This is a genomic window from Pseudomonas sp. 18058, assembly GCF_902706155.1.
In the GTDB taxonomy this organism is placed as follows: Bacteria; Pseudomonadota; Gammaproteobacteria; order Pseudomonadales; family Pseudomonadaceae; genus Aquipseudomonas; species Aquipseudomonas rustica.
In genome coordinates, this window is sequence record NZ_CACSJY010000005.1 from 160,374 (window position 1) to 171,020 (window position 10,647).

A 10,647-nucleotide genomic window follows, 5' to 3' on the forward strand; every position below is an offset into this window, starting at 1 on the left:
AACGCTATTACAGCAGCGGCAGCGAGTAGCTGAGGATCAGACGGTTTTCGTCCTGGTCGCGCTGACCGGCGATGTCGTTGCGCCACGAAGCGTTTTTCCACATGAAGCCCACGTTCTTCAACGGGCCTTCCGGGATCACGTACGCTACGGTCAAATCGCGTTCCCACTCGGAAGCGCCGTTCGAGGTTTGAACGCGACCGGCGTTGTAGGTATCGATGTTGTCGCCACGCAGGTAAACCATGCCAGCGGTCAAGCCAGGCACGCCCACTTTGGCGAAGTCATAGGAGTAGCGCGCTTGCCAGGTACGCTCGCCGGCACGGCCGAACTTCTGGATTTGCATGTCGGTGATGGTGTAGTTCGACGAACCGTCGCCCTGGTTCAGCCAAGGGAAGTCGCTGCTGCCGTTGCTGACCTGATAGCCACCACCGAAGGTGTGACCGGCAACGGTGTACAGGAACAAGCCGCTGTACAGGTTGTTGTCGACTTTACCGCGACCGTTGGCGAAACCAGCGTAGCTACCGGTGCTGTAGTAAGCAGGCGTGTCGCCGTTGGCGCCGTCATCAGAGCTGTTGAAGTAACGCAGATCGGACTTCAACACGCCCGGGCCGATTGCCCAGTTGTGAACCAGACCCAGGAAGTGTTGCTTGTAGAAATCTTCCAGGTTGCCGTAGTAGTACTGGGCAGTCAGGTCTTTGGTGATTTTGTAGTCACCACCGGCGTAGATGAACTTGTTGCTGTCGCGACCGGTGATGGTTGGGCTGTTAGCGCCACCAATCGACAGTTGCTCGTTGTTGCTGGAGTTACGACCTTTCACGGCTTCGATCTGACCACCGACCAGGGTCAGGTCTTTGATGTCGCCGGAAGTGATCTGGCCACCCTGCCAGGTTTGTGGCAGCAGACGACCGTCGTTGGTCACGATGACCGGCAGTTTTGGCTGCAGGGTGCCCAATTTCAGTTCGGTCTGGGAGATCTTGGCTTTGGCAGTCAGGCCCAGGCTCGAGTAGTTATCAACCGCTTCGCCGTTGGACTTGCTCGGGAACACAGTGCCGCCGTAAGAGGTAGCAGTAGCGCCGTTAGTGCCGCCGCCCGAATCCAGCTTGATGCCCAGCAGGCCGATGGCGTCGATACCGAAGCCGACGGTGCCTTGGGTGTAACCGGAGATGAAACGCAGATCGAAGCCTTGGCCCCATTCTTCGTTCTTGCTCTGAGCGCCAGCGGCTTTGGTGCCGGAGTCACGGTTATCGGTATTGATGTAGAAGTTACGCAGCCCCAGTGTGGCCTTGCTGTCTTCGATGAAACCGGCGGCGCCTGCCTGCTGCGCCATAACCCCTACGGCCACAGCCAGGGCCAAGGTGGACTTGTTCATGTATAGCTCCTCTCGTTTCTAATTTTTGTGTTCCTGGCCCGGGGTCTGATGCCCTGGATCCTAAGATGCGCGATTAGCGCCAGACCGTGACTGACAAGTCAATCGTAACCTCGTGTGTCTACGACCAAGGTCTAATCGCAGTGATTTGGTCCCTGCACAGTACTGATTTCCTGATAACCCCAAAAAGAATTATTTCATTCTTTTTAATACCATTCGAGTATATGGCCCATTAATGGCCACCTGCAGCGGGATACAGGATATCGGCTACTAAGCTCATTCCTAAATGGTATTTGTTAGCCTTTTTTTAGATCGATTAGCTTTGGCGCATTCAAATCACGTCAAACCCTATCCAAAAGGCGACGCCATCATGGCCAAACGCGCACTATCGAGTCAATTTGTTACAGTTTGTGTATCGGCAATATTTTCTTTTTCCGCACAGGCAGCCAACCTCACCGTTGGCTACCAAACCGGTATCGATCCGAGCAAAGTCCCGCAGGCTGACGGTGTCTACGAGAAAACCATCGGCGAGAAGATCGACTGGCGTCGCTTCAACAGCGGCCCGGAAGTTGTGACAGCCATTGCTTCGGGCGACGTGCAGATCGGCAATCTCGGTTCCAGCCCTTTAGCGGCGGCGGCCTCGCGTAATCTGCCGATCGTCGCATTCATCGTTTCGGCACAGATCAACGCCGCCGAAGCACTGGTGGTGCGCAATGGCAGCGGCATCAATACCCCGCAGGATCTGGTCGGCAAGACCATCGCCACACCCTTCGTTTCCACCTCGCATTACAGCCTACTCGGTGCGCTGAAGCATTGGGGTCTGGACGCTTCGAAAGTCAAAGTGGTGAACCTGCAACCGGCAGAAATCGCCGCGGCGTGGAAGCGTGGCGATATTGATGGCGCGTTTGTCTGGTCGCCGGCGCTGGGTGAAATCCGCAAGACCGGCAAGACGTTGACCGATGCTGCGCAAGTTGGCCAGTGGGGCGCGCCGACCTTTGAAGTGTGGGTGGCGCGCAAGGACTTTGCCGAGAAGCACCCGGACGTCGTGGCCAAGTTTGCCAAGGTCACGCTGGACTCGTTTGCTGATTACGCGGCGCACAAAGACAGCTGGACGGCTGACTCGGTGCCTGTACAGAAAATCGCCAAACTGACCGGTGCCAATGCCGCCGACGTGCCGGAATTGCTCGCCGGTTCCGCATTCCCGGATGCCAAGGCACAACAAACCACGGCGCTGCTGGACGGCGGCACGGCGAAGGCGATTGGTGAGACGGCGAAGTTTTTGAAGGAACAGGGCAAAGTTGAGACGGTGCTGCCGGATTATTCGCCGTACGTGAGCGCGAAGTTCATCACCGAGTAATTGATCGTTCCCACGCTCCGCGTGGGAATGCATCTCGGGACGCTCCGCGTCCCATCAAAAGCGAACGCGGAGCGTCCGTTGAGGCATTCCCACGCAGAGCGTGGGAACGATCGATGAACCGGGTCAGAGGGTTTTTTCAAAGATCTTCGAGTTGCGCTGGTAGTTGTACAGCGACGCCCGTGCCGCTGGCAGGCGCTCAACGCTGCTTGGCTCGAAGCCACGTTCGCGGAACCAGTGCGCGGTGCGCGTGGTAAGTACGAACAACGTTTTCAAGCCCTGCGCCCGCGCACGTGTCTCGATGCGCTCCAGCAGCTCATCGCCGCGACGACCGTGGCGATATTCCGGGTTCACTGCCAGGCACGCCAGTTCACCGGCGTCCGATTCGGCAATCTGATACAGCGCCGCACAGGCGATGATCATCCCTTCACGTTCGACCACGCTGAACTGCTCGATTTCGCGCTCCAGCACTTCGCGCGAACGACGCACCAGAATACCCTGCTCTTCCAGCGGACTGATCAAGTCGAGCAAACCGCCGACGTCTTCAATCGCCGCTTCGCGCACCAATTCGAATTGCTCTTGCGCGACCAGCGTACCGCCACCGTCACGGGTAAACAGTTCGGTCAGCAGCGCACCGTCTTCGACGTAACTGACGATATGGCTACGCGCGACACCGCCACGGCACGCTTCGGCAGCGGCATCGAGCAGTTCCGCCTGATAGTTGCTGCCCAGACGCTGCAAATGTGCCGGCACTTGTTGCGGGCGCAGTTCGCGCACCAGTTTGCCGTTTTCGTCGATCAGGCCGAGGTCAGCGCCGAACAGCAGCAGCTTATCGGCACCCAGATCAATGGCGGCGCGGGTAGCGACGTCTTCGCAGGCGAGGTTGAAGATTTCACCGGTCGGCGAGTAGCCCAGCGGCGACAGCAGCACGATCGAACGCTCATCGAGCAGGCGATTGATGCCCTTACGGTCGACCCGGCGTACTTCGCCGGTGTGGTGATAGTCGACGCCTTCCAGCACGCCGATCGGCCGCGCGGTCACAAGGTTGCCGCTGGCCACGCGCAGACGCGAGCCCTGCATCGGCGACGAGGCCATGTCCATCGACAGCCGCGCTTCAATGGCAATGCGTAACTGACCGACCGCGTCGATCACACACTCCAGCGTCGCGGCATCGGTGATGCGCATGCCGTGATGGTAATGCGGGGTCAGGCCGCGCGCGGCGAGGCGGGTTTCAATCTGCGGGCGCGAACCGTGCACCAGCACCAGTCGCACGCCAAGGCTGTGCAGCAAGACCAGGTCGTGGACGATGTTGCCGAAATTCGGATGCTCCACGCCGTCGCCGGGCAGCATGACGACGAAGGTGCAGTCGCGGTGGGCATTGATGTAAGGGGACGCGTGACGAAGCCAATTAACGTATTCGGGCATGAACCTGGGCCTGTAATAAATAGCAGCCGGAAAAAGGGCGAAACGGAAAACGCACAGCGGGCTGATGGTTATCGTCGGAACAGGCTTGGCGACACGCGCGCTCTCCTCATGAATACGGGTTGGGGTGCTGGCAATTTACGACTTGCCCGCTCATCACACAAATCCTGTAGGAGCAAAGCTTGCTCGCGAACGCGTTTCAACTGGCTACACAGCTGTTGAATGTGAGTCCGCTTTCGCGAGCAAGCTCTGCTCCTACGGGTTCAGGGTTTGTCCGGGGTCAGGCAGTAATGTTCAATCAGTTGCCGTAATAGATGCACGGTAGGCTGCAAACGTGACATTTCAAGGTACTCGCCGGGCTGATGCGCGCAGGCAATGTCGCCGGGGCCGAGGACGATGGTTTCGCAGCCGAGGCGCTGAAGATAAGGCGCTTCGGTGCCGAACGCTACTGCTTCGGCGCTATGACCGGTGAGCTTTTCGGCGATGCGCACCAATTCGGCGTCTGCATCCTGCTCGAACGGCGGCACTTCCGGGAACAGCGGTTGGTAATCGATCTTCACCTGATGCCGCTCGGCCACCGGGTTGAGCTTGCGCAGAATCTCCGCGCGCAGGACTTTCGGATCCATGCCCGGCAGCGGTCGCAGATCGAACTCCAGCGAACACTGGCCGCAAATCCGGTTGGGATTATCGCCGCCATGAATGCAACCGAAGTTCATCGTCGGTTGCGGCACACTGAACTGCGGGTTGTTGAATTCACGCTGCCACAACAGGCGCAGGCCGCGCAGTTCGCCGATCGCATCGTGCATCGCCTCAAGGGCGCTGTGGCCCAGGCGCGGATCCGACGAATGGCCGCTCTGCCCGAGAATGTCGATGCGCTCCATCATGATGCCTTTGTGCATGCGAATCGGCTTGAGCCCGGTCGGCTCGCCAATCACCGCCGCACGCCCCAGCGGACGCCCGGCCTCGGCCAGCGCGCGGGCGCCGGACATTGAGCTTTCTTCATCGCAGGTGGCGAGGATCAACAGCGGTTGCTTGAACGGCTGATCGAGCAGCGGCAACACCGCTTCGATGATCAGCGCGAAAAAGCCCTTCATGTCGCAACTGCCGAGGCCGACCCAGCGGCCATCGACTTCGGTCAATTTCAGCGGATCGGTCTGCCACAACGCATCGTCGTACGGCACCGTGTCGCTGTGCCCGGCCAGCACCAGCCCGCCGGGGCCGCTGCCGAAACTGGCGAGCAGGTTGAATTTGCCGGGGCTGACTTGCTGAATATCGCAGCTGAAACCCAGATCACCCAGCCAGCCGGCGAGCAAATCGATCACCGCGCGGTTGGACTGATCAAGGTTCGGTTGGGTACAGCTGACCGACGGCGCGGCGATCAGCGCCGCGAACTGGTCTTGCATGGACGGCAAAGGCATCGCTGACTCCAACTCCCGATTTGAAGTCCATCATAGAACCATCCGGCGTCAGGAATAAACCGCCGCAGGGCGTAGGACGAATCAGTCCTGTACACTGCACGGCCTTGGCAGCCACATATTCCCCGGCTGCGCTCCCGATCCTGGATTTTCCGGCCATGCAGAAAGAAACCGAAATCAAACTCCGCGTCAGCCGCGAAACCCTCGCCGCCCTGCGCGAGCACCCGTTACTGAAAAAACGCAACAAAAGTGGCTGGGAACGCCGTGAGTTGATGAACCAGTACTTCGACACCCCCGAGCGCGATCTGGCTCAGGCCAAAGTTGCCCTGCGCCTGCGCAAGGACGGTGACGAAGTGATTCAGACCCTCAAGACCCGTGGCCAGAGCGTCGCCGGCCTGTCCGAGCGTAATGAATACGACTGGAAGTTGCCGAAAGCCAAACTCGACGTGAAGAAACTCGACGGCGAATGCTGGCCCGAGTCGCTGGCCGAGCTGGACAAGAAAACCCTCAAGCCGATCTTCACCACCGATTTCGTCCGCGAACGCGCCGAAATCGCCTGGGGCCGTGGCAAGAGCAAAGTGGTTATCGAAGCCGCGCTGGATCTCGGTCACGTTGTAGTCGGCAAGCAGAAAGAAGAAATCTGCGAGCTGGAACTGGAACTGCGCGAAGGCGAGCCTGCTGCGCTGCTGGAACTGGCCGCTGAACTGGCCGCTACCCTCGCGCTGATGCCGTGCGACATCAGCAAGGCTGAGCGCGGTTATCGTCTGTACGACGCCAACAGCTACTCGCTGAGCCTGCCAGCGCCAGAGCTGACCCCGGAAACCCAGCTCGACGACGCTTTTGCCGCGCTGAGCTGGCACTTGCTCGGCAGCAGCCAGCGTCTGGCTGAACAGTACCGTTTCAACGGCCATTGGCGCCTGTTGCTCGACTGGGTCGAGAACCTCGCGGAAATGCGCGCCCTGCTCAGCAGCCTCGGCCAGGCCGCGCCGCGTCAGTCGACTCACGACTTGCGCGTTGCGCTGGATGCGTTGCTGGAAGACTGGCGCCCGCTGGTGCAGGCCGGTATCGAGGACGAAGACGTACGCAAAGCCGCGCCGGAGCAGTTCCTCGAAGAACTCGAAGACCCGCGTTGGGGCCTGTTCTCGCTGAACACTTCGCGCTGGTTGCTGGCCCGTACCTGGACCGCCGAGCGTAACGTGCGTGGCAATCGTCAGGGCGGCGCGCAATTGCACAGCTGGCTGCCGCGTACCTTGGGTGAAGAAGCGACGGCCCTGCAATTGCAGCGTTATCAGCAGCAGCCGGAAGATCTGGCTGAACAACTGCCGCGTATCGAGCGTATTCAGGTCTGGCTGCACCACGCACGCAACGTGCTGGAGATCCCGGAAATGGATCGCCTGTACGGCGAACTGAACAAACTGGCACAACTGGCCAACGAGCCGACGATCACTGACGAACTGCTCGATGCGCGCAAGCAGCAGGCGATTGCGGTTTACCAGAATCGTGCGTGGAAAATGCTGCTGCGCATGTAACACCCCTGTGATGATCGTTCCCACGCTCTGCGTGGGAATGCTTCAATGGACGCTCTGCGTCCGCTTTGGGACGCGGAGTGTCCCGGGCTGCATTCCCACGCAGAGCGTGGGAACGATCATGCTCAAACCGGCAGGCTTGTTGTCGATTTGATCTCCGACAGCGCCACAATCGAATTCACTTCCTGGATCCCCGGCACCAGCGACAACTTCTCGAAGAAGAACCGCTCATACGCCTCAATGTCCGCCGCGACGATCCGCAACAAAAAATCCACCGCGCCCATCAGTACATAACACTCCAGCACCTCCGGAAAACCGCGAATCGCCTCGGTGAATTCGGTGAAGTTCGAACGCCCGTGCGCGTTGAGTTTGATCTCGGCGAAGATCTGCGTGTTCAGGCCAATCTTCTTGCGATCAAGCAAGGTCACCTGGCCACGAATGATGCCCTCCTCCTTCATCCGCTGAATCCGCCGCCAGCACGGCGATTGCGAGAGGCCGACCTGCTCGGCGATCTGCGCGCTGGACAGTGAAGCGTCCTCTTGCAGCAGGGCGAGAATCTTGCGGTCGTAGCTGTCCAGTTCGCTGTGCATAAAAAAACCTCAAATAACGCACTCTACGAATTGATCCAATCGATCAATCATCAATAACGCCGATCATAGCCAAGAAATACCCCGCACCGAATGTAAAAATTCCTCCAGAGAATTTGGAGACTCGTCATGCCGCACCTCGAAGCCGTCACCACCACGCCCACCCGCGCCGATGTCTGGAACGTCAGCAACGCCCATTGCCTGGCGCAATATCAAATCCTCGCCGAAGCCGAGCCGGATTTGCTGGTGCGGGCGCTGAATCTGTTCGCCCTGCAATTCCTCACGCCCGAACAGGTCAACGTGCAGCGCATGGACGATCTAATGTCGATCGACATTGTCATGGGCGGACTCAGTTGGCATCGCGCGCAAGTGATCGCGGAAAAACTTCGTAACCTGATCAGCGTCTGCTCGGTGGATCTGCAAAACGCCGACAACGCTTGGGATACGCCTGCACAAGCGGCCGGCTGACAAATCCGGCAACGGCTTCGTCGGGTAGTGGCCCAACGGTCTGCCCGGCCGCGACTATCCTTTTGCGCACTGTCGTTTAAAAGGAAGCCCGCATGTCCGTTCAATTCGCCACTCAGGACCGCTGGCTGGAACTCAATGATGTGCTGCGTGAACTGGTCGCCCAAGGCTTTATTTGCCAGGACGCGGCGGAGCAGGCGCTGAATGCGCGCCGCCGGCACGCCGCAAATGGCCAGATGCACCCGCTGGAATTTATCGCCAGCCAGCAACTCGACGACCTCAGCCGTCCAGGCAAACACCTCGACCTGGAAAGCCTGACCTTATGGCTGGCGCAGCAGGCCGGCCAGGCGTATTTGCGCATCGATCCGCTGAAGATCAACGTCGCCGCGATCACGCCCTTGATGTCTTACGCCTTCGCGCAACGGCACAAGATCCTCGCCGTAGCGGTCGACCGTGATGCGGTGACTGTGGCCAGCGCCCAGCCATACGTCACCGGCTGGGAAGCCGATCTGACTCACGTGCTGAAACTGCCGATCAAACGGGTGGTGGCCAACCCGGCGGACATCCAGCGCTTCAGCGTCGAGTTTTTCCGGCTGGCCAAATCAGTCAGCGGCGCCAGCAATGCCGATGCGCAGAGCGGCAACCTCGGCAACTTCGAACAACTGCTCAACCTCGGCGCCAGCGATCAGGAGCCGGACGCCAACGACGCGCACATCGTCAACATCGTCGACTGGCTGTTCCAGTACGCCTTTCAGCAGCGCGCCAGCGATATCCACATCGAACCGCGACGGGAACAAGGCACCGTGCGCTTTCGCATCGACGGCGTGCTGCACAACGTCTATCAATTTCCGCCGCAGGTGACCATGGCGATCGTCAGTCGCCTGAAAAGCCTTGGGCGGATGAACGTCGCCGAGAAGCGCAAACCGCAGGACGGCCGGGTCAAGACCAAGACCCCGGAGGGCGGCGAAGTTGAGTTACGCCTGTCGACGCTGCCCACCGCGTTCGGCGAAAAAATGGTCATGCGGATTTTTGATCCGGAAGTGCTGCTCAAGGATTTCGATCAACTGGGTTTCAGCGCCGACGATCTGCGGCGTTGGCAGGACATGACCCGCCAGCCCAACGGCATCATCCTGGTCACCGGGCCGACAGGTTCGGGCAAGACCACAACGCTGTACACCACGCTGAAAAAACTGGCGACGCCGGAAGTGAACCTCTGCACCATCGAAGACCCGATCGAAATGGTCGAGCCAGCGTTCAACCAGATGCAGGTGCAGCACAACATCGATCTGAGCTTCGCCGCCGGGGTGCGTGCACTGATGCGACAAGACCCGGACATCATCATGATCGGCGAGATCCGCGATCTGGAAACCGCCGAAATGGCGATTCAAGCGGCGCTGACCGGGCACTTGGTGCTGTCGACCCTGCACACCAACGACGCACCCAGCGCGATCAGCCGTCTGCTCGAACTCGGCGTGCCGCATTACCTGATTAAAGCCACCGTGCTCGGCGTTATGGCCCAGCGTCTGGTGCGCACTCTGTGCCCGCACTGCAAGGCACCGCAGACGCTGGAGGAAGAAGACTGGCAAACCCTGACTCGCCCGTGGCAAGCGCCGCTGCCGGGCAATGCGCAACGGGCGATCGGTTGTGTGGAGTGCCGCGACACCGGTTATCACGGGCGCGCCGGGGTTTACGAAATCATGCAACTGAGCGACAGCCTGAAGGCGTTCATCACACCGGACACCGATCTGGCAGCGATTCGACGTCAGGCGTTCAAGGAAGGCATGCGCAGTTTGCGTCTGTCCGGCGCGCAGAAGGTGGCGGCGGGGCTGACCACGGTTGAGGAAGTGTTGCGGGTCACGCCGCAGAGTGAGCTCAAGTAGCCCGTCAGGGAACTGGATCGGGGGTTGGCAATCCAACGCCCTAGTTAACCCCCAGGAGTCACCTCATCATGCGTCTCAAACTTGCTGTCGCCACCTTGGCCCTGCTGTCCCTTCCCGTTGGTTCGGCCATGGCGGACAGCTTTTGGCGTAACGTCATTTCGTCCGGTGCAACCACCGGTTCGACCTACCTGACCTTCAAGGATCACAAGCTGATCATCGCCGCCCAGGACGATGCCGGCAGCTTCGTCGCCAGCGACGGCGGCATTCGCGGGCCATACCTGGAAGCCGCGATGCAGAAAGTACGCGCCGACAACCCGGGCCTGCAGGCCACGGACATGGAACTGGCGAATGCGATTCTGGCGAAAAACGCCGTGGCTTCCGAGTAACTCAAAAACAAAAGATCGCAGCCTGCGGCAGCTCCTACAGGGAAATGCATTCCAAAGTAGGAGCTGCCGAAGGCTGCGATCTTTTGATCTTCAGCGGTAATCGTCTGCTAACACTTGTGTGAAGTGCCGCTCAAACGGGCGGCATTTTTTTGCCCGGATTTCCGCTCAACGCCTAACCCCTGTGGGAGCGGGCTTGCTCGCGAAGGCGTCGTATCAGCAAACATCAATGTATCTGACACACCGCCTTCG

9 protein-coding genes are annotated in these 10,647 nt (G+C 59.7%); 5 read left to right on the top strand and 4 right to left on the bottom strand.

Features of this window, described 5'->3' with window-relative positions:
- Positions 1 to 7 precede the first annotated feature (7 nt).
- Positions 8 to 1,366, bottom strand: a complete 1,359-nt coding sequence (locus GVL50_RS04695) for an OprD family porin (protein ID WP_053124851.1) — start codon at positions 1,364 to 1,366, stop codon at positions 8 to 10.
- Positions 1,367 to 1,733: 367 nt separating this feature from the next.
- Here GVL50_RS04695 and tauA point away from each other — a divergent pair, with 367 nt between their 5' ends.
- Positions 1,734 to 2,720, top strand: a complete 987-nt coding sequence (gene tauA / locus GVL50_RS04700; RefSeq protein WP_218959284.1) for a taurine ABC transporter substrate-binding protein — start codon at positions 1,734 to 1,736, stop codon at positions 2,718 to 2,720.
- Between the two features lie 123 nt (positions 2,721 to 2,843).
- On the opposite strand, the gene argA is transcribed toward tauA, so the two are convergent.
- Entirely contained in the window at positions 2,844 to 4,142 is a 1,299-nt protein-coding gene (argA, locus tag GVL50_RS04710) for an amino-acid N-acetyltransferase (RefSeq protein ID WP_053124855.1), read from the bottom strand.
- 260 nt (positions 4,143 to 4,402) lie between these two features.
- Entirely contained in the window at positions 4,403 to 5,557 is a 1,155-nt protein-coding gene (argE, locus tag GVL50_RS04715) for an acetylornithine deacetylase (RefSeq protein WP_159811928.1), read from the bottom strand.
- Positions 5,558 to 5,712: 155 nt separating this feature from the next.
- Between argE and GVL50_RS04720 the strand changes: the two genes are divergently transcribed.
- On the top strand, positions 5,713 to 7,083 hold the full coding sequence (locus GVL50_RS04720) for an inorganic triphosphatase (protein WP_053124859.1): 1,371 nt from the start codon (positions 5,713 to 5,715) through the stop codon (positions 7,081 to 7,083).
- 122 nt (positions 7,084 to 7,205) lie between these two features.
- On the opposite strand, the gene GVL50_RS04725 is transcribed toward GVL50_RS04720, so the two are convergent.
- Complete coding sequence (locus GVL50_RS04725; RefSeq protein ID WP_016983809.1) at positions 7,206 to 7,670, bottom strand: Lrp/AsnC family transcriptional regulator; 465 nt, start codon at positions 7,668 to 7,670, stop codon at positions 7,206 to 7,208.
- Positions 7,671 to 7,796: 126 nt separating this feature from the next.
- Here GVL50_RS04725 and GVL50_RS04730 point away from each other — a divergent pair, with 126 nt between their 5' ends.
- The 3 genes from GVL50_RS04730 to GVL50_RS04740 all read left to right on the top strand — a co-directional run bounded on the left by GVL50_RS04730 (position 7,797) and on the right by GVL50_RS04740 (position 10,398).
- A complete protein-coding gene (locus GVL50_RS04730) occupies positions 7,797 to 8,135 on the top strand; it encodes a hypothetical protein (protein ID WP_159811929.1) in 339 nt (112 codons plus the stop codon).
- Positions 8,136 to 8,227: 92 nt separating this feature from the next.
- Positions 8,228 to 10,012, top strand: a complete 1,785-nt coding sequence (locus tag GVL50_RS04735) for a GspE/PulE family protein (protein ID WP_159811930.1) — start codon at positions 8,228 to 8,230, stop codon at positions 10,010 to 10,012.
- Positions 10,013 to 10,077: 65 nt separating this feature from the next.
- Positions 10,078 to 10,398: a DUF2388 domain-containing protein gene (locus tag GVL50_RS04740; RefSeq protein WP_171057234.1), complete on the top strand. Its 321-nt coding sequence runs from the start codon at positions 10,078 to 10,080 to the stop codon at positions 10,396 to 10,398.
- The last annotated feature ends 249 nt before the right edge of the window (positions 10,399 to 10,647 follow it).

Coding starts and splice junctions, on each gene's coding strand:
- GVL50_RS04730 (WP_159811929.1), top strand. CDS start 7,797: ATGCCGCACCTCGAAGCCGTCACCACCACGCCCACCCGCGCCGATGTC.
- GVL50_RS04725 (WP_016983809.1), bottom strand. CDS start 7,670: ATGCACAGCGAACTGGACAGCTACGACCGCAAGATTCTCGCCCTGCTG.
- argA (WP_053124855.1), bottom strand. CDS start 4,142: ATGCCCGAATACGTTAATTGGCTTCGTCACGCGTCCCCTTACATCAAT.
- tauA (WP_218959284.1), top strand. CDS start 1,734: ATGGCCAAACGCGCACTATCGAGTCAATTTGTTACAGTTTGTGTATCG.
- GVL50_RS04720 (WP_053124859.1), top strand. CDS start 5,713: ATGCAGAAAGAAACCGAAATCAAACTCCGCGTCAGCCGCGAAACCCTC.
- argE (WP_159811928.1), bottom strand. CDS start 5,557: ATGCCTTTGCCGTCCATGCAAGACCAGTTCGCGGCGCTGATCGCCGCG.
- GVL50_RS04695 (WP_053124851.1), bottom strand. CDS start 1,366: ATGAACAAGTCCACCTTGGCCCTGGCTGTGGCCGTAGGGGTTATGGCG.
- GVL50_RS04735 (WP_159811930.1), top strand. CDS start 8,228: ATGTCCGTTCAATTCGCCACTCAGGACCGCTGGCTGGAACTCAATGAT.